Source organism: Apilactobacillus kunkeei (assembly GCF_005930975.1).
Lineage (GTDB): Bacteria > Bacillota > Bacilli > Lactobacillales > Lactobacillaceae > Apilactobacillus > Apilactobacillus kunkeei_E.
In genome coordinates, this window is record NZ_VBSE01000042.1 from 136,708 (window position 1) to 156,182 (window position 19,475).

General features: G+C 35.2%; 21 protein-coding genes. 13 read left to right on the forward strand and 8 right to left on the reverse strand.

Features of this window, described 5'->3' with window-relative positions; translation table 11 throughout:
- Positions 1 to 62: 62 nt before the first annotated feature.
- From FD688_RS05905 to lepA, 4 genes are all read left to right on the forward strand, one after another.
- Positions 63 to 764: a hypothetical protein gene (locus tag FD688_RS05905; RefSeq protein WP_138742202.1), complete on the forward strand. Its 702-nt coding sequence runs from the start codon at positions 63 to 65 to the stop codon at positions 762 to 764.
- A 20-nt stretch (positions 765 to 784) separates the two neighbouring features.
- The gene (locus FD688_RS05910; protein ID WP_138742203.1) at positions 785 to 2,170 is read left to right on the forward strand and encodes a GH25 family lysozyme; all 1,386 of its coding nucleotides are present in this window, start codon (positions 785 to 787) and stop codon (positions 2,168 to 2,170) included.
- 104 nt (positions 2,171 to 2,274) lie between these two features.
- Positions 2,275 to 2,919 carry a TetR/AcrR family transcriptional regulator gene (locus tag FD688_RS05915; protein WP_138742204.1) on the forward strand — a complete coding sequence of 215 codons (645 nt, stop codon included), beginning with the start codon at positions 2,275 to 2,277 and terminating at the stop codon, positions 2,917 to 2,919.
- A gap of 13 nt (positions 2,920 to 2,932) precedes the next feature.
- Positions 2,933 to 4,726, forward strand: a complete 1,794-nt coding sequence (gene lepA, locus FD688_RS05920; RefSeq protein ID WP_138742205.1) for a translation elongation factor 4 — start codon at positions 2,933 to 2,935, stop codon at positions 4,724 to 4,726.
- 49 nt (positions 4,727 to 4,775) lie between these two features.
- Here the strand turns inward: lepA and FD688_RS05925 are convergent, their stop codons facing one another.
- The 3 genes from FD688_RS05925 to scrK all read right to left on the reverse strand — a co-directional run bounded on the left by FD688_RS05925 (position 4,776) and on the right by scrK (position 7,335).
- On the reverse strand, positions 4,776 to 5,168 hold the full coding sequence (locus FD688_RS05925) for a VOC family protein (protein ID WP_053795955.1): 393 nt from the start codon (positions 5,166 to 5,168) through the stop codon (positions 4,776 to 4,778).
- 19 nt (positions 5,169 to 5,187) lie between these two features.
- The gene (locus tag FD688_RS05930; protein ID WP_034532357.1) at positions 5,188 to 6,189 is read right to left on the reverse strand and encodes a zinc-dependent alcohol dehydrogenase family protein; all 1,002 of its coding nucleotides are present in this window, start codon (positions 6,187 to 6,189) and stop codon (positions 5,188 to 5,190) included.
- Positions 6,190 to 6,450: 261 nt separating this feature from the next.
- On the reverse strand, positions 6,451 to 7,335 hold the full coding sequence (gene scrK / locus FD688_RS05935; protein WP_138742206.1) for a fructokinase ScrK: 885 nt from the start codon (positions 7,333 to 7,335) through the stop codon (positions 6,451 to 6,453).
- A 237-nt stretch (positions 7,336 to 7,572) separates the two neighbouring features.
- On the opposite strand from scrK, the gene FD688_RS05940 reads away from it, so the two are divergent.
- Both FD688_RS05940 and FD688_RS05945 read left to right on the forward strand, forming a co-directional pair.
- The gene (locus tag FD688_RS05940) at positions 7,573 to 7,956 is read left to right on the forward strand and encodes a fluoride efflux transporter FluC (protein WP_138742207.1); all 384 of its coding nucleotides are present in this window, start codon (positions 7,573 to 7,575) and stop codon (positions 7,954 to 7,956) included.
- The gene (locus tag FD688_RS05945; protein ID WP_138742208.1) at positions 7,953 to 8,303 is read left to right on the forward strand and encodes a fluoride efflux transporter FluC; all 351 of its coding nucleotides are present in this window, start codon (positions 7,953 to 7,955) and stop codon (positions 8,301 to 8,303) included. Before FD688_RS05940 ends, FD688_RS05945 begins: the two co-directional genes overlap by 4 nt.
- Before the next feature lie 44 nt (positions 8,304 to 8,347).
- On the opposite strand, the gene FD688_RS05950 is transcribed toward FD688_RS05945, so the two are convergent.
- Positions 8,348 to 8,785 carry a hypothetical protein gene (locus FD688_RS05950; protein WP_138742209.1) on the reverse strand — a complete coding sequence of 146 codons (438 nt, stop codon included), beginning with the start codon at positions 8,783 to 8,785 and terminating at the stop codon, positions 8,348 to 8,350.
- 534 nt (positions 8,786 to 9,319) lie between these two features.
- Between FD688_RS05950 and FD688_RS05955 the strand changes: the two genes are divergently transcribed.
- Both FD688_RS05955 and FD688_RS05960 read left to right on the forward strand, forming a co-directional pair.
- Positions 9,320 to 9,772 (forward strand): hypothetical protein, encoded by a 453-nt coding sequence (locus FD688_RS05955; protein ID WP_138742210.1) that lies wholly within the window; start codon positions 9,320 to 9,322, stop codon positions 9,770 to 9,772.
- A gap of 162 nt (positions 9,773 to 9,934) precedes the next feature.
- A complete protein-coding gene (locus FD688_RS05960; protein WP_138742211.1) occupies positions 9,935 to 10,783 on the forward strand; it encodes a hypothetical protein in 849 nt (282 codons plus the stop codon).
- 46 nt (positions 10,784 to 10,829) lie between these two features.
- On the opposite strand, the gene FD688_RS05965 is transcribed toward FD688_RS05960, so the two are convergent.
- Both FD688_RS05965 and FD688_RS05970 read right to left on the reverse strand, forming a co-directional pair.
- Entirely contained in the window at positions 10,830 to 12,140 is a 1,311-nt protein-coding gene (locus tag FD688_RS05965; protein ID WP_138742212.1) for an NCS2 family permease, read from the reverse strand.
- A 176-nt stretch (positions 12,141 to 12,316) separates the two neighbouring features.
- Positions 12,317 to 13,249: an aldo/keto reductase gene (locus FD688_RS05970; RefSeq protein WP_138742213.1), complete on the reverse strand. Its 933-nt coding sequence runs from the start codon at positions 13,247 to 13,249 to the stop codon at positions 12,317 to 12,319.
- A gap of 134 nt (positions 13,250 to 13,383) precedes the next feature.
- Between FD688_RS05970 and FD688_RS05975 the strand changes: the two genes are divergently transcribed.
- The 4 genes from FD688_RS05975 (at position 13,384) to FD688_RS05990 (ending at position 17,428) form a co-directional block, all read left to right on the forward strand.
- Positions 13,384 to 13,938, forward strand: coding sequence for an NAD(P)H-binding protein (locus tag FD688_RS05975; protein WP_190242926.1), 555 nt, complete (start codon positions 13,384 to 13,386; stop codon positions 13,936 to 13,938).
- Positions 13,939 to 13,952: 14 nt separating this feature from the next.
- Positions 13,953 to 14,309, forward strand: coding sequence for a hypothetical protein (locus tag FD688_RS05980; RefSeq protein WP_034532328.1), 357 nt, complete (start codon positions 13,953 to 13,955; stop codon positions 14,307 to 14,309).
- A 193-nt stretch (positions 14,310 to 14,502) separates the two neighbouring features.
- Complete coding sequence (locus FD688_RS05985) at positions 14,503 to 15,888, forward strand: amino acid permease (protein WP_138742215.1); 1,386 nt, start codon at positions 14,503 to 14,505, stop codon at positions 15,886 to 15,888.
- Positions 15,889 to 16,042: 154 nt separating this feature from the next.
- Positions 16,043 to 17,428 carry an amino acid permease gene (locus FD688_RS05990; protein ID WP_138742216.1) on the forward strand — a complete coding sequence of 462 codons (1,386 nt, stop codon included), beginning with the start codon at positions 16,043 to 16,045 and terminating at the stop codon, positions 17,426 to 17,428.
- Positions 17,429 to 17,471: 43 nt separating this feature from the next.
- On the opposite strand, the gene FD688_RS05995 is transcribed toward FD688_RS05990, so the two are convergent.
- Positions 17,472 to 17,624: a matrixin family metalloprotease gene (locus FD688_RS05995; RefSeq protein ID WP_138742217.1), complete on the reverse strand. Its 153-nt coding sequence runs from the start codon at positions 17,622 to 17,624 to the stop codon at positions 17,472 to 17,474.
- Positions 17,625 to 17,700: 76 nt separating this feature from the next.
- Positions 17,701 to 18,894, reverse strand: coding sequence for a PucR family transcriptional regulator (locus tag FD688_RS06000; protein WP_190242927.1), 1,194 nt, complete (start codon positions 18,892 to 18,894; stop codon positions 17,701 to 17,703).
- Positions 18,895 to 19,054: 160 nt separating this feature from the next.
- Here FD688_RS06000 and FD688_RS06005 point away from each other — a divergent pair, with 160 nt between their 5' ends.
- Positions 19,055 to 19,405, forward strand: coding sequence for a hypothetical protein (locus tag FD688_RS06005; RefSeq protein ID WP_138742219.1), 351 nt, complete (start codon positions 19,055 to 19,057; stop codon positions 19,403 to 19,405).
- Positions 19,406 to 19,475 lie beyond the last annotated feature (70 nt).

A 19,475-nucleotide genomic window follows, 5' to 3' on the forward strand; every position in this document is an offset into this window, starting at 1 on the left:
ACGTAACGATAATGTTTTGTTATACTAGTCTCAAATAGTTTTTTAAGGAGATGTCCTACATTATGAAAGCATGGAAGAAAATTTTACCTGCAGTTGCAGTTTTAGGATTAGTTTTAACTGCTTGTGGACAAAAGAAAAGCGACAATGGTGATGAATCAAGTTCAACATCAACTACTCAAACTAGTAAGATGAGCTCATCAGCATCATCAAGCAATGATAATATTTCAAATAAATTAGGAAATGAAAAGTTACCACAAAGCAATGGTTTAGATTCAAACCAAAGCGTAAATGCTAAGTTAGATGGTAACAAAGAAAACTTTACAATTAGCTACTTAAACAATGGTTCAACATATGCCACTTATACTAAGCACAGTTACGAAAGTAACTCAGCAGCAATGCAACAAGTCGGCTACCAAGCTGCATCTAATGTTTCAGGATTACCATCTGTGAACCTAGGTTACAATGTTATTGGTCACTCAGATAAGGGTGCTGGACAAGAATATATTCAAGCAAACTTTGGTAACTGGTCATTGTTAACACACGGTAGCAACTTCGGTAAGACCAAGGGTGCCGCAACTACTAAGGGTAAGACAGTTGTTAACTACATTCAAAACCACAACTTACCAGTTCCAGAAGGTAAAGGTAGTATTTCTGCCGAAATTGATGGTTCAGCAACAATTACTTGGCAAATGGGTAATGACGTTTACTCAATTAAAGCTAACTCTCTAACCACAGCACTTGAGATGGTAACTTCACTTAAGTAAATGCATTAAAAAACCAGGTTATGATGACCTGGTTTTATTGTGAAAAAATCAATCGAAATGAAGGTATTGGAAAAATGTATGATTCTAAAAAAATAAGACATTTATTATTTTCCGCGGCGTTAGGATCAACAATGGCCTTATCTTTGAATGGTATCAAGTCACATGCTGATACAACACAATCATTTAAGCCATATACGCCAGTGGCATATGATATTTCTGAATTTCAGGGGAAATTAAATGATCAACAAGTAATGAATTTAAAGAATGAAGTTAAATTTGTTGTTTTAAGAATTCAAGATGGACAATATCATGACCAACAGGTTAACAATAATATTAGGTTGATGGATAAGTATGGTATTCCATACGGTGTATATAGTTTTAGCCGTTATACAAATTCAGCTCAAGCAGCAGAAGAAGCGCAACGACTACATTCACTAGCACCAAATGCTAGATTTTATGTAAATGACTTTGAAACAGGTTTTACCAACACATCCGACAAAAATGCTGTAAGTTGGGCAAATTCGATGAAACAACTAACCCAACAACCTGTTATCTTGTATGGTTCACAATCTACTTTGGATCAATTTCAACAAAGTACTTTGAGTACTTACAGTGCGGTATGGCTAGCAAACTACACCAGTTACACGCCAAATCCCAAGTACGATTATGATTTATGGCAATACACTGATAAGTACCAAAGTAGAGCATTAGGGGAATCATTAGATGCTGACACCATTCCAGTTGGTGGTCGTAAATTAGCATTTTGGACTACTGAAAAGACTGCCAATGGTCACAAACGTACGGTTGCTAAAACAGGAACAGCTAGACACATCAGAAAGCATGCTACAGCCAATGTTTTACATAAGGCCACTAAGACACAAGTGATTACTAAGACTACCTCTGCAAAGGCTAAAAACGTCCAAATTACGCCGCTTGTTAAAAAAACAGGCCATAATGTTAATAAACATGTAAAACGTGCATATCGAATAAAAAAACGCGCTATTCATATGGTTACAACATCTAGTAATACTTATAAATATGCTGGAGTTTCTACTAAGAGGGTAAAACATAATAAATCTTATAAGAAACATACTAATAAGAAAAGTAAGTACACGTACAAATTACACAATGCTACAAAGAAGCGTATAGCCAAGCATCATGCTAAAAAGTACAGAAAATATGGTAAGAAATATACTTACAAGTTATCTAAGAAAAAGGCCCGTAAGCATGCTAAATATAATTATGCTAAGAAGCTTAGTTACCACGTTAAGAAAAACTTGAAGCATAAGAAGTTACATCGTTCTTATAAGAATAAGAAGCATAATAAGTCTAAAAAACACTATAAATACAGTGTGAAGAGGATTCATCATAAGCATGCTAAAAAATATCAATATCGCGTGGCTTAAAATAAAAACGTCCGATCTAAATGATTGGACGTTTTTTTGTTGTATTAATTTTTAACTTCATATACAATAGTGACCAATGGTCATTTTAGAAAAAGGAGTCAATCATGAATATAAAAAATGCCGACGAAAAACAACGTAAACAGGCGTTGATAGCTGAAACAGCGCTTAAGATGTTTGAAGAAAATGACTTTTATGATATTTCCATTAATTCAATTGCGCAAAAGAGCCACATTGCGAAGGGAACAGTCTTTAATTATTTCAAGACTAAGGAAAATATATTTATGCACCTTTTATTGGTGGGATATCAAAAATTCTTTTTAGAAACACTAAATCAATTACAAAAAACCAAGTTAACAACCGAAGATGAATTAAAATCGTTTTTACTAGAAAACACTAAGGACCTAATTGAAAACCATTTAACATTAATTAAATTGAACGCATTGAGAGGACCAATTCTAGAAGGTAAGGCATCTAAAGAAGAGACAATTGAAGGGCGCCAAAGATTATATGAAGTCCATGAGAGGCTAGCTAAATTCATTCATGATTCATTTCCTTCAATTGGTGTAAAGACTGCCAATAAAATCTTCATTATTCAAAGTAGTATTGCTAGTGGGTTAATTAACCTATCGAATTTAGATTCGTTTAACCAAGAACCAATTCGAGTTGACATGAATGATTTTAAAGTTAGTATTCTAAACGATTCAATTGAAACGTTTGATTTTTATTTAACGGGGTTACTTGGTAAATAAAGGAGTAACTATAATGAAACAAGAAAATATCCGTAATTTCTCGATTGTTGCCCACATTGATCATGGAAAATCGACATTATCCGATCAAATTATGAAGATGACTGATACTTTTAGTTTTCGTGGCAATGAAGAACAAGTCTTAGATGATATGAAGGTCGAACAAGACCATGGAGTTACCGTCAGATCTAGAACAGTACGTAATATTTATCTTGCTAATGATGGCCAAGAATATGAATTGAACTTAATCGATACCCCTGGGCACGTCGATTTTAATTACGAGGTCGAAAAAAGCGTGTCGGCCAGCGATGGCGTTATCTTATTAGTGGATGCCACCAAGGGAGTACAGGCACAGACTGTCGCCAATTATCGGATTGCTAAAAATAATAATTTAGTGATTATTCCGGTCATTAATAAAGTTGATAATCAAAGTGCTCAAGTTGATATGTGTGAACAACAACTTTATGAGTTAGATGAATCATTTTTAGAAACTGATATTATTCATATTTCAGCTAAAACGGGATTGAATGTGAATGAGGTTTTAGAGGCAATTGTCAATCGCATTCCAAGTCCTAAAGGTGATGAAAAGAAGCCATTAAAGGCGATGATTTTTGATTCACATTATGATTCTTATCAAGGAGTTGTCGCATATGTGAAGGTCATTGATGGGGTAATCAAGGCTAACGATAAGTTGATGTCAATTAATCAGAAGATGAAGTTTGAGACACCAGAAGTGGGCATTTTTAGCCCGCAACTATTACCATTAAAAGAATTAAAAGCCGGTGATATCGGTTATGTTATCACTGGGATTAAAGATCCATCGGATGTTCGTGTCGGTGATACGATTACTGGTCAATCTCGTCAAACTGATAGAGCGGTTGCGGGTTATAAACCAGCGCATAGCGTGGTTTTTGCAGGAATTTATCCTAAGGACGCTGACTTTAACGACTTAAAAATAGCAATGGAAAAGTTAAAGTTAAATGATTCATCGATTGAATTTGTTGAACACGTCTCCAATTCATTGGGACCAGGTTATCGTTGTGGTTTTTTGGGGATGTTCCACCTTCAAATTGTCCGCGAAAGATTAATTAATGAATTTTCAATGCCCGTAATAATCACTTCACCTAATGTTAATTACCGTTATACTCTCAAAAATGATGATACGTTGAAGACGATTAATAATCCGTCTGATTTACCAGACTTTTCCTTATTAAATACCATTGAAGAACCCTTCAACAAGGTCGTTATAGAAACGCCAAGTGAGACTGTTAATGACGTGATGACATTAGTAAGCAAGAGTAGAGGGATCTTGTTAGATATGGATAACACAGATCAATTAGTTAAGATGACTTACAGTGTTCCACTAGCTGAAATTGCGTTTAATTTCTTTAATCAGTTGAAGTCAATTACGCATGGATTTGCGACATATGATAGTCAATTTATGGAATATGTTGAATCGGATATCGTTAAAATTACAATCGATGTAAACTACGCCCCAGTGGATGAACTAACGTTTATTGTTCACCGCTTAAATGCCGAAAAATTAGCACAAGAAATAGTTCATAAACTGAAGTATGTAATTCCTCGAAAATTATATCCAATGCCAGTACAAGGATATGTTGAGGGAAGAGTGGTTGCCAGAGTAGATGTGCCACCATTGCGCAAAAATGCCGCTGTTAGTGGTGATAAAAAGAGTGTATCTAAAAAGCAAGCACTATTGCGTCGTCAGAGTTTGAATAAACGCAAGAGTGCTAGTGAATCAATTCAACTACCACAATCGGTATTTGATGCGATTTTGAATATTGAATAAAAAAAGCACCCAAGCATTATGCTTGGGTGCTTTTTATGATCGAAAGATATTATTTTACAATTTGGCAAAATTCGATCTTTTCGTGATTAGGACCTTGAATGTTGAAGAAACGGATTCCGTTATCCCAGAAAGTAGGGATTGATTGGATTTCATCGTCTAAAACATCGAAGCCTTGTTCTTTAGCGGCTGCGAATGCTTTATCAACATCAGTACAGTTCATTGAAATATGGTTGATAGAACCATTTTCCATTGCAACTGGATCGCCTTCCCATGTTTCAACGGTTAGGTTACCGTATCTCATGAAGGCACAACGGTTTTCACCATTGTGGAATAAACCAGCTTGATCAAAACCAAGTGATTTGTAAAATTCGATTGTTTTGTCTAAGTCTTTTGATGGGATACCTACATGTTGTAGTCCATCAAAGTAATCGTTTAAAGCCATAATTTAAGCCTCCAAAAAATTAGTCAGAAACTTTAACAACACATTTACCAGTTAGGTTTGAAGTACCGTTTAGGACACTTTCAACGTCTTCTAGTGAGATGATGTTATCAATAATCTTTTCAACATTAACTTTACCACTTTGTAGTAGGGCAATAGCATCTTCAAATGAGTTAGGGTTGATGAATGCACCTTGGATAGTTAATTGTTTCTTGAATACTTCGTATGTGTTCATGCTGAATTTTTGATCTGGAGCACCAACACCGAACATTAATACTTGAGCACCCTTAACAGTTGCTTCGATTGCTTGTTCTTGAGTAGCTGGTTGACCAACGGCTTCAATAACAACATCGTATTCTGCTGGAATTTCTTCCTTAGTAGTGTTGATAACACGGTCGATGTTTAGTTTTTCTTTTTCTGCAGCTAGTTTGTCATCATGACGACCAGTTAAGTCAACTTCTTTAACACCGTATGAACGTAATAATTGTGCAAAGATTAGACCCATGTAACCATCACCAATAACAAGTGCTTTTTGGTAAGGCTTGATGTTTAATAAGTCCATACCGTGAACGGCACATGAGATTGGTTCACAAGTAGCAGCTGACTTTAAGTCAACGTTGTCTGGTAACTTGTAAACAACTTGAGTTGGGGCAGTGAAGTATTCTTCTAGACCACCATTTCTAGTAACACCAACGGCTGATAAGTTGTCACATAGTTCTGGACGAGCTGTACGACAGTAGTCACACTTACCACAGTAGATGTTAGGGTCAACAGTAACACGGTCACCAACTTTAAGATCAGTAACGTCTGAACCTACAGCTGAAATAACACCTGAGTTTTCATGACCTAATACGATAGGAGGAACAGCATCGGCTGAACCTGGTAGACCATTGTATAATGCGTAGTCAGTACCACAGATACCAGCGTATTTTGCGTTGATAACTACTTCATTTGCCTTTGGTTCTGGCATTTCAGTGTTTTGGATTTCTAATTGTTTCTTGCCTGTTAAAACTAATGCTTTCATAATTCAAGATCCTTTCCAAATTGAATTTTAAGTATTATTTTTTATGAAGTTGTGAATTAATTAAGACTTTCACAAACTTACAAGTATTATAATAACTCATTTTTTAAAAAATGAAAGTGTTTTGATGAAATTTAATTCTTAAGTTTACTTAAAAGGCACGAAAAAACGGCGTATAACGTTGATATAATAACGTTTTACGCCGTGAAACTTTTTTTATAAAAAAAGTTGATTAATTCATATTTAGTTTGTGTAAAACTGAACTTATCTAACTTCGTGTTTAATTAGTGCCTCGGACAAAGCAAAGTTTCCGTATGTTGCAGAGCCGTTTCCATCAAGGGTTGGTGTTGAAATATATTCTTCTAAGTTTTTAATGTCGATATAGCCATTCAATAGCTTAGAAAATTCAAATCTAACCTTTTTGAGAAAACTTTCACTAACTACTCCTCCGCCAAAAATAATCTTCGCTGGTCTGAAGGTTAGTGTAGTTTGCAATGCAGCTTGAGCTACGTAGTAAGCCATGATGTCCCAAACGTGATGTGTCTGAGCGACTTCTTGTCCTTTCATACCCAAACGAGCTTCGAATGTAGGACCACATACTAAGCCTTCAAGACAGTCTTTGTGGTATGGACAGATTCCATCGAAATCAAGATCATCTTCATGACGTTTTAATTTCACGTGTCCCATCTCAGGATGACCCATGTCTCCTACGAATTGACCATTAATTATAATTCCGGCACCAACACCGGTACCGATGGTATAATAAACCAAAGAATCTAATCTTTGACCGTTGTTTTTGAGGTTAACATACTCGCCAAATACTGACCCGTTAACGTCAGTTGTCCAATACATTGGAATATCAAATTCTTCTTTAAATACTCCCAAAAAGTTTTCATTTGACCAACCAGGCTTGGGAGTTTCGGTAATGTAACCATACTTGGTGGAATCTTTTCTAATTTCAATTGGGCCGAATGATGAAATACTTAGCGCAGCTAAATCTTCAAATTGCTTGAAGAAGTCAATTGCCTTGCTAAATGTTTCAGCAGGGGTAGTGGTAGGAATTACTATACTATCTAACACTTGGTAGTCAGCGTTACCCACAGCACAAACGAATTTTGTGCCTCCGGCCTCTATGCTTCCCAGTAACATAAAGTTATTGCTCCTTATTTATATCTTCTTATCTTATCTATAAATCGGGTTTAAAAAATTTTATCTAAGATTTTAAGTTTTGTTTTTAATTTTTTTAATTTTAGTTATCACTCTCTAATTATGATAAGTTTTCATAGACTAAATGTCAAAGTAAAAATGCCAATTGGTATAGTAAATATTTGACGTATGATAAGATTTATTATTATGAATAGTTATAAATAGAAAGGATAGTTTAAGATGAGAAGAATGATCTATATATTTCTTCTAGCCTTTATAGGCGGCATTTTGCGGGGATATTTTACTCTTTTAGCTGGTGATAATCACTTTATTGCAACCATCATAATTAACTTAATTGGAGCGTTTATCCTAGCGTTTATTACGGGGGCACTTCCTTATTTAATTGAGATATCTAATGATTTAATGACTGGACTAAGTGTAGGCTTAGTTGGCGGGTTTACTACCTTTTCGACATTTTCATTTGATAGTATCAGTTTATTTTTAGACAATAAAATTGGTCTAGGTCTTTTATATGTATTAGTAAGTCTAATCGGAGGTTTAATATTAGCTCATATTGGGACTAAATTAGGCGAAAACTTCGAAAATAAGGAGGATCAACTATGATTGAGAGTGTTTTAATCGTTGGCTTTGGTGCTGCAGTTGGTTCTCTAATCCGCTATGGGGTTACCAACGGATTAAAGAAGATGTTTTCGAAAATCGCCTTTCCAGTGGCGACTTTCTTCATTAACATCACTGGATCATTTTTGCTAGGATTAGTTAATGGACAACTACCTAAAAATACTTTTATTCTTGCTTTTTCTATCGCCGTATTAGGTGGATACACCACTTTTTCTACCTATATGAATGAAACAGTGCAATTAAGTATCCAAAAAAAGATGATGGCATGTTCTTACTATGTATTAAGTGCTTTGATTGGAATATCTATGGCATTTTTAGGATATGTTATTTAAAACATATAAGCCATAAAGCAAAAGCTTTATGGCTTTTTATGTCTTTACTTGTTAGTTAATCTTCGAAGGATAAAAGAGAGTTTGCTATATGCAAAGTCATCGTGTAGCGGATCCCATGTACATTGCAGATTGTCGAATTGATCTAGTAAACTCTGCAGTCGCATCATAAGTTCGATCTTTTCAATTTTGTTGCCATCTTTGGTTTTCCATCCATTGTTAGCCCAAGATGATAGCCATCCCAATCGAATAGCTTTTGCAAGATGTTCTTCCATAATGTGAACATGAATGTGCTCATGTTGCCATCCTTTAAATAGTAAGTCGTCTAATCCATCAATTATTCCCAATAGTTCAAGGCGATCATCCATAAGGACATCTTGCTTGGTTGAAACATGATAAAAGGTATCGTCTTTAATGATAAGAAATACCCATACTGCAGTGCTAGTTAGTGGAGCATCTTTAATACAATCGTTATCATAGTACACGCCATTAGCGTACAGTCTAATGTTGTAATCTGCTTCATTTAATTCTGACATAAAGCATCACCTCAATTAGATAATAAATAACACCGACATAGTATCGGTGTCATTGTTCTTAAGTGTTGATAAAATAGAGAGGAGTGTTCATAAATGGTGTTATGTTCATAGACTTAGGGTTTTTGTTTTATCAACAATTGAATTCTAACACCGCTAGCAAGAAAAAATTTTAAATGTTATCTAAATAAAAATAGTTATATTTATACTTTAATAATATAAATAAAAAATAACTGTTTTTTTATAAATGTTTGTCATTTATTTTTTATAAAAAAATATAATGCAAAAAAATTGAACAAATTAAAATATATACATGAGATTTATGCCTAATTATTGTTGATAAAACAACGTTTTAAGGTGATAAATTAAATATTAAGACTCTTAATATTTAATTTGCTTGTTATAGGTGTTTTTAAACAATTTAGATTACAATTCGCGATGTAGATAAGTTCTTGTCTACATTATTTTTTTGAAAGAGATGATTTAATGCAAAATATTATTGATGTTCTTTCCTTGATGGAAGCAGATGAGCAAGACGTTGGGAATAATTATGAAAAATATAGAGATTATGTAGTAACCAAAAAATATGTTCCAGACGTTAATAACCAAAGTAATTTAATTTGTCTTGCTAATGTCATTCAAAATATTTTTAATACTATCCAAATAGAATTGCCTGACGCTGATGATATAAAAATATATTGTCGAAATAATATCAATGTTTTGATTTCATTTGATTATAAAGAGGCTCAGTTTGACTTTTCCTTGAATAAAAAAAGTGAAATTGGTTTTAAATCATACTCAATCCCGCTTCGAAAACATCGAAGAGGTCATAAATTGTTAACTAAAGAAATCGATTCAATTAATTCAAACAATTTTAAAGAAATTGGGAGTTTCATAGGTCCAATCGTGGAATATATAAGTTATAGAAATAAATTATGAATGAAAAAAAGAGACCTGCAGGGAGGTCTCTTTTTTATGTACTTCAATCGTTTTAATGATCTAAATAGATATAAAGGTAAGCTAATAATTAAACTAGTGGTATAATTACTATATTATCGTAAGATAAAATAATTTTTTTACTAATTGCTAGGGGGCAATAATATGCATTTTCATAAATCAATTTTAACTGGAGTGGTTGCATTGTCATTATTCGCAACAAGTGCGGCAGCTGTTGTAAGTGCGATTAATCCAGTTGTTTCGAATGCTTCAGAAAAAAAACAAACAAAGTACGTTAAATATTTGAGTGTTGTCAAAAGTAAAGGACACGCAACTAAATATTTCTGTAATGATGTCTATTTTGATAAAAAAATAGGACAATTAAAAAATCCAAAATACAATTGGTGGCTAGGAAATGCAATTGATGGTTACAAAAGAACTAATGATGCCACTTACTATAAATTAATTGGTAATCACATGTATAGAATCGGAAATACTATTAATACCTATTACAGTAAAAGTAATAAACCAATTAATACTAGTGAAGTTGGCGATGCATTAGGTGGTAATAATATTTCTAAAAAGACTTTTAATAAATTAAAGTCCCAATATGTTGTAAAAGGTTCTGTAAAAGCACCTAAGAAATATGCTTATGCTGTTAAAACATTAAATATTGTCAAGAGTAAGGGTTATCCAACAAAATATTTCTATATGGTAGCAAACTATGATGGGACTAAAGCGGAACTTGAAAAAGGTAGTTTCTGTTGGTATCGACCAATCGATCAATCTGTCTTTGGATTTAGCAATGACGGAAAAACTGTATATTACTATCTAAAAGGAAATCGTATGGTTAGAAGAAACAACCATATTTCCGTTTATTATAAAAAGAAAAATAAGGCTATCACAAATTATGACATGGAAATAATTACTGGTACTTGCCGATTTAATGGATATCAGGCTAAAATTATTTCAAAAGCCGAATTTAACAAAATTTATAAGCAACAAACAAAATAATTACACAAAAAAGAGACCTCCACAGAGGTCTCTTTTTAATTTATTATTATTCGTTTAATAGCCAGAAGAAGATAACAAAGATTACACCTAGTACATACATTAGTGGGTGAACTTCTTTTCCTCGTTTAGCAGCTAACATTGAGATTGGGTAAACAATGAAACCTAAAGCAATACCATCTGAGATACTGTAAGTAAGTGGCATACCTAATACAATCAAGAATGATGGAGCAGCTAATTCGAATTTGTCCCAGTGAATATCACGTAGGGCGTTAGCCATTAGGATACCGATAACGATTAATGCGGGAGCAGTAACTTGATCGGTAATTACACCAAGTAATGGTGAGAAGAATGTTCCTAGTAAGAAGAAGATACCGGTAACAATTACTGTGAAACCAGAACGACCACCCACGGCGATACCTGCTGATGATTCAACGAAGGCACCCATTGGGGATGAACCTAGTAGAGAGCCACCAACCATTGATAGTGAGTCAGCACTTAGGGCACGACCGATACGTGGAATCTTGTTGTCTTTGATGAAACCAGCTTGTTTAGCTAAACCAACTAGAGTACCAGTGGTATCGAAGAAGGTAACCAATAAGAAAGTAAATACAACAATCCATAATTGTAATGTGTTGATATCAGTGACGTGTGAAATTGCAGTTAAGAAGATTGGTTTGATACTTGGAACGCTAGCAACTACGTGAGTTGGTAAAGCGATTAATCCAGTAACCATACCTAAGATGGTAGTAGCAACCATACTAATGAAGATAGCAGCAGGAACGCGGGCACTCATTAATACAACGGTTAGGATTAAACCAAAGATGGTTAACCAAGTACTACCAACGTGAAGTGATCCAAGAGTTACTAGAGTTGATTTGTCAGCAACCACTAGGCCACCTTGGTTTAAACCAAGAAAGGCAATGAATAGACCAATACCACCGGCAATGGCACTCTTTAAATCAGCAGGAATAGCGTCGATGATTGTTTCTCTTAGCTTGAACGCTGTTAAAATCATAAAAATAATAGCTGCGATAAATGTACCGGCTAGCGCTGTTTGCCAAGGAACCTTCATTCCCACACAGACTGAGTAGGCGAAGAAAGCATTAGTACCCAAACTGGTAGATAAAGCGATTGGGTAGTTAGCGATGATTCCCATTAAGAAACATCCAAGTGCAGTTGCAAGTGCTGTTGCAGTGAACATGGCACCCTTATCGATACCTGAAGCACTCATAACATTTGGGTTTACGAATAAAATGTAAACCATTGAAACAAAGGTAGTTAAACCAGCGATGAATTCAGTGCGATAATTAGTACCTAATTCATCAAAATGAAAGAAATTAGCAATTCCTTTTAACATGAAACATTCTCCTTTAATGTTCGTATTTATTAATATTATACGTATATATTACCATATTTAGAACATAAGTCCAGTAAAAAGCGAACTATTTTAGATAAATTTAAACAAAAATTGACTTTTTATGATAAAAAAACTCCAATTCCGGAGTAAAATCCGAACATTGGAGTCAAAATTAATTAGATGTTTTTAAAATCGTTATCAATTTGTGCATATTCTTCGTCACTTAGTGAAACGTTCAAAGCTTTGGCATTGCTTTTCACTTGTTCTGGACGCTTTGCACCTGGGATAACAACGGTAACATCTGGGTTCTTGATGTACCATGCTAATACTAATTGAGCAGTAGTAATTTCATGCTTATCAGCAAGTGGCTTTAGGTTGTTAACCTTTTCAACAATCTTTTCGAAACGTTCACCGGTGAAGTCAGGGTTACCGTGTCTGATATCATTTTCAGGGAAATCGACAACTTCTGAGTATTTACCAGTTAGTAGACCTGATGCTAATGGGAAGAATGGCACGAATGAAATGTTGTTTTCACGTAAGTAATCAAACATTTCGTTTTCAGCATCACGATGGATTAGACTGTATTGATCTTCAACGACATCGACTAAGCCGTCTTTGTTAGCCTCCTTGATTTGATCTAGTGAGAAGTTTGAAACCCCGATAGCCTTAATTTTACCTTCTTGCTTCATTTCGTTTAATGCAGCAATCGCTTCATCTTTAGGAGTTTGGTCATCTGGGAAGTGAATGTAGAAGATATCAATGTAGTCAGTTTGTAGACGCTTCAATGCATCGTCTACTGATTTCTTTAAGAATTGTGGGTTATTGTTAATTTTAACGTCGCCATCTGATGTGTCTTGAGCTGCCTTTGTAGCAATAACGAACTTGCTTCGGTCGTATCCCTTAATGGCTTGACCAATTAGTTCTTCTGAATGACCCATACCATATGCAAATGCAGTATCTAACAGGGTGATTCCAGAATCTAGACCGGTCTTTACGATTTGAATACCAGTTTCATCTTTTAAGTTAGGAAATAAGTTGTTACCACCAACCGCATTGGTTCCTAAACCAAGTGGGGTTGATTCTACGTTTGATTTACCAATTTTTACCATGTAAAAAGGCCTCCTCAAATTTTTATACGTTCATATCAATTATGAACCCTAAGCGCCGATTTTTAAACCATTTGGCGTTAACTTAGGCATTAATTTTTGATAAAATAAATTTAATGAATGAAGGAGGGTTAACCATGAAGAAGGTTTTGATTATTGGTAATTTTCATCAATTAGGTCAAAAGGTCTATGATAAATTATCAACTCAATATGAAGTAAACTTACTAGATGGCATCGATTTTGAGGATGTTAGCGCATACGCCGATAACTTAGCAGGCGTTAACGTTATCTACACATTCTTGGGGCCACTTGATGTCGATCTACAAATCGGTGCGGTAATACAAGCATTGGACCGCGTTAACCCACCACTTGACCAGTTTATTATGTTATCAACAGCCGGTATCGATAATGAACTAACAGAAGAAGTGACTTATTCAGATGTGGATAACAATAAGGAATATTTGAATCAACAAAGATACGCCGTTAAGTTGGTTGACGAATACGAAATCCCATACACCATCCTAAGACCGGTCGAAATTGTTGATGAACAAAAAGGTGAATTGGACGTAATTGATGAAGGAATCTCAATGCAATACGGTCGTATTTCTGCGGATAATGTTGCAAACACTGCTGCGAAAGTAGTAGAATATCAACAATTTATCAATCAATCCATTGGATTAATTGAAAGATAAGTGAGGTGCTTAAAATGGCATTACAATTAAACAAAGAACAATTGAAACAAATCAAACAACAACTAACTGACACTCAAAAGGAATCACACTTGGTAATCTTCAAGAGTGTTTCACCAAAGTCTGGCGGTGAAATTCACATGATTACTAACTATGGAACTTTTGAAACTCTACAAAAACAACGTCCGGAATTAAAAATGGAAATTGTTAGAGATATCGTTCCAGTTACCGACAGCTTGGCATACTGGGCGGTTGCACAAGACACTGCTAGTCATTTACAACCAAACGATCCAAATGCTGCTGAAGTTGCATTACAAGTGGAACAATACACTAACGATGTGTTAGCAGATAACAAGTTGCCACAAAATAAATAAAAATGTTTCACATGAAACGAAGCCACACCAATAAATGGTGTGGCTTTTTTGTATGATTCTACAAGTCGTATGTATAATGTTACAAATTCCTTCAAAATTGCTTATTCAAATGGCGATAAATGCTAGTATTATCAACAATTAAGTGGGATAAGTATAAATTATGAAAATGGGAAAGCCGAATGGAGGCATTTCTATGAATGATAAAAATAAGAAAAACGCTGATGGAACAATTCGTTCGCTAAGTAATCGTCATGTCCAAATGATTGCGATTGGCGGGACCATCGGGACAGGGTTGTTTTTAGGTTCAGGTAGTACTATTTCAAAGACTGGGCCATCAGTATTATTGGTCTATTTAGTAACTGGTTGTTTATTCTTTTTGATGATGAGAGGAATCGGAGAAATGTTTTACTCTGATCCAAGTCAGCATACTTTCGTAGCGTTTATTACTAAATATATCGGTCATACTGCTGGGTACTTCACCGGATGGAGTTACTGGATTGGTTTGTTATTTGCCAGCATGGCAGAATTATCAGCAATTGCTACATATGTGAACTTTTGGTTTCCACACATTCCAGCATGGTTAATCGAAGTCGTCTTTTTGGCTGTCTTAGCGACATTGAATATCATTGCCGTTAAGGTCTTTGGTGAAGCAGAATTCTGGTTTGCGATGATTAAGGTGATTGCCATTGTTGCATTGATTGTTACCGGTATTTTCATGGCGTTCTTCCACGCCGCGACACCGGTAGGACACGCTTCATTTGGGAATATTTTTGATCATTTTACAATGTTTCCTCATGGGTTCTTTAATTTCTTTGCCGCATTCCCAATGGTATTTTTCGCCTTCCAAGGAATCGAATTCGTCAGCATCACGCTTGGTGAATCCAAAGATCCAAAGACAGTCGTTAAGAAGGCTGTTAATGAAACCCTATGGAGAATTTTGATTTTCTACATTGGGGCACTATCAGTAATCATGGTGGTAATTCCATGGACAAAATTATCTCCTACTAACAGTCCATTCGTTCAAGTTTTCTCAATTGCAGGATTGCTAGCAGCAGCGGCTGTAATTAACTTCGTTGTATTAACATCAGCTGCTTCTTCATTGAACAGTATCATCTTTTCAGCAGGTCGTCATTTGTATCAACTAGCTAAGGATACTCATACCGATGGATTCATTCATAAAAACCTAACTCACGTTTCTAAAAACGGGATTCCAATCGCCAGCATTGGTTTGACCGCTGCTTTAATCTTGATTAACCCAATCCTAACGATTACTCATAGTGTTTCATTCATGTTCACTTTAGTTGCCGGTGCAACCAGTGATATGTGTATTATCGTTTATCTATTTACCATGTTTGCGCATCGTAAATACAGAAAGTCGGCCGACTTCTTGGATCATGGATTCAAGATGCCTGCTTACCAATTTACAAGCCCACTAACCATTTTATTTTTCATATTCATTTTCGTTAGTTTGTTCTTCATTCCAGGGGACGAAGTCGGAGCAATTAGTGCAGTAATTTGGACAGTTGCATTCTATGCAGGTATTGGTATAAAACGTCTTATTTCCCGTTCTAATGCATAATTGAGCGCTTTTGTAGGATATTACAACCGCATTGTGACATTTCCCAAAACTCCTTTAAAGCTATTGTTATCTAGAAAAATGATGATAATATTTTCAACAATCAAAGTTAAGTTGATCAGCTAATAAATCAATAAGCTTAAAAGGGGGAATCTTTATGCAAGAAAAAATCACAAAAAATGCGGATGGTACACTTCGTTCACTAAGCAACCGTCACGTTCAGATGATTGCGATTGGTGGAACCATCGGAACCGGGTTATTCCTTGGATCTGGCAGTACCATTTCAAAGACTGGACCGTCAGTAATGATAGTGTACCTAGTATTAGGATGTTTCTTCTTTTTAATGATGAGAGCAATTGGTGAAATGTTTTACGCCGATCCTTCTCAACACACTTTCGTATCATTTATCTCTAAATACCTTGGAACAACTGCTGGGTACTTCACCGGTTGGAGTTATTGGTTAGGACTTTTGTTTGCCAGCATGGCTGAACTAACTGCCATTGCTACATACTTTGCCTTTTGGTTCCCAAATATTCCATCGTGGATTGTCGAAGTTGCCTTCTTGGTTGTTCTAACAGCAATTAACCTAATTGCAGCAAAACTATTTGGTGAAGCTGAATTCTGGTTTGCAATGATCAAAATTGTGGCAATTGTCGCATTGATTGTAACTGGAATTATCATGGTATTTTCACACACATCAACGCCTTTGGGACATGCATCAATTAGCAATATTACTAATCATTTTACTTTATTCCCACATGGTTCATTTAACTTCATCTCTGCTTTCCCAATGGTATTCTTCGCATTCCAAGGGATTGAATTCGTAAGTATCACCCTAGGTGAATCAAAGAACCCACACAAAGTTGTGAAGAAGGCTGTTAACGAAACTCTATGGAGAATTATGATCTTCTACATTGGAGCACTAGCCGTTATTATGGCCGTTATTCCATGGACCTCAATTACTCCAGATAAGAGTCCCTTCGTTCAAGTGTTTTCACTTGCTGGACTACCTGCAGCCGCTGCTATTATTAACTTCGTGGTATTAACATCAGCTGCATCTTCACTAAACAGTATTATCTTTTCTGCCGGACGTCATTTTTACCAGCTAGCTACTGAAGGACGTAAGGAAGGGTTCATGAACAGACACTTCGGTAAGGTTTCTAAAAATGGAATCCCAAGTGATGCAATTCTAATCTCGGCTGCTATAATCTTCATTACTCCAACTATGAGTGTAAGTAACAGTATTAGTTCTGTATTTACAATCGTGGCTGGATCATCAAGTGATATGTACATCATTGTTTACCTACTAACTATGATTGCTCACAGAAAGTACCGCGCATCAAACGATTTTCTAAGCGATGGTTTCAAGATGCCAGGATACTCAATTACAAGTCCTTTAACAATCTTATTCTTCTTCGTCATCTTCGCGAGTCTATTCTTTATCCCAGGTGATGTCGTTGGAGCAATTGGTGCAATTATCTGGTCAATCGTCTTCTGCGGAGCGCTATATCTAAAAGAAAAAAACTCAAAAGCATCTGCCTAAATAAAAAAGAGATAGCTAAATTTAGCTATCTCTTTTTTTACTTTTAATAGTTAATCGTATTAGCTGGATTCATAATAGACTTGCTATTAACTTTATTGTGAGCCACTCCTAAAGCATGTCCTAATTCATGCTCAGCTACATGGATTTGATCATCAGTAGAGTAACGATACTTTTCAAAAACTGCTCTATTAATCATACTATTATTCCTGATAATATAACCGTTTCTCGGATTGTATCTTATTGGATCATATCCAGATATTGTTAGCTCTTTTTTAGTGGTGAATTAAGTATAATTTGGTAGCCATTCTGAGTTGTTCACTATCTGAAACATCATTTAGGCTCATGTTAAGTAGTTTTTCTAGCTTTTTTAATCGATAAACGGCGGTGTTTCTATGAATGAATAGATCGTTGGCAGCCATTGAAATCGATTGATTGTCGGCATAGTAGTAGGAAAGCAATTCGATTAGTTCATCTTTTTCGTTTTCCTTTAAGTTTAAAACAGGACCGAGGATGGCATCGACAAACATGTCGGCTTCTTTCTTTGGTACTAGGCTCAAGATATCTTCAACCTGTTGAGGGATGAATTTATTTGGTTTCAATATGTTTTCACGTTTAGCAACGTCTAATGCTTCGTCAGCTTCGCGGAGTAACTTCTTGAATTGAATCAGTGGCTTGGCATCGTCGGTGTATCCGATTTGCGTCTTTGATTCCACAAAATTTTCGTGGATGAACTTACTTAGTTCGTTTAATAGCGGCAACAAATTTTTCTTAGTTTTAACCAAAATGAATGGTTTGAAATGCCATGAAATCAAGATGATTGGGATTTGTAGTTTTTCAAAGTACCAGTAGATATAGTCATTAACTCGGTGCATATCTTCCTGGTGGTGACCGGTATCAACTGAATTAATTTCGTCGATTTCAAACGCCTTATACATTGAATTGGAGTCTAGGCCGTTTAGTTTCAAAGTATCTTCGAAAGCATTTTCCGGTAAATTTTGTGTCAGAATACTGTTGAATAATTCGTTGCGACGTTGTCTCACTTGATTTAAATTAATGCTGACCTGCATGCTTTCCAGACTTAGTAGGTTGACCATGTTTTCAATCAATAATTGAGTACTTAAATCTTTAGGCATTTTCATGGAAAATACCACGAATCTGCGGGTAAACTTATCCATCGTCTTTAGTGGATAGATACTGTACTTTTCTAAAAGGGTTTCAGGTTCGGTTAGTTCGATGAGTTTTAAATCATGAATTACGGATTCGAAGAGGGATGCATCCATCTTTGCATTTTCACTGTATGAACGAAGGCGACCGAAAACATCCATAATATATGCGTCACAATTTATTAATTTGGCAATATGGGTCAGGATTTCGTCATCGTTTTTGCTGGCTAATATGTATTTTGATATGTCTAAAGTATCGTTCATGACTTTCTTTAACTGTTCAGCTTCACTATTTGATGGCATGGGCATTCCTCCTAATTTATGTTTTTATTGTGACTAATATTACCATAATAAATTTGATATTAAACAGAAGACGCTCCATACCTGTGTTATTTACGTTGATGCTTGAAAGTGATACGCTTAAGGCTAATATTAATTTTGGATTAGAGAGAGGTTATGTAAGATGAAAAAAGTTGTTTTCATAATTGCGGCGACGATTGTTATACTTGTTGCTGCAGTCCTTGCTTTTAAGATTTATCAACAATCTGACTTAAGTGTGGAAAATGAATATTATGGGATTGTTCAAAGTGATAAAAGTTTGAAGAAAGTTTGTAAAGAACCAAAAATACTTAAATTTATTCAAAAGCATCGTAAAGAACATCCGAACTTTACTGATAATCAGGGATCAGGTCATATTTTATACTACGTTGTTACATATGGGAAAAATTCATTAGCCATTGGAATTAATGGAAGAATCGATAGTAGCGGTCCTACAATTACCAAAATATTTAATGCTAATGATTTGAGTAAATAAACAAAAGACATTCCTGTAAATTTAATCAGGTTAATTCTATTATAAAAAATAACAAGTTAACAAAAAAACT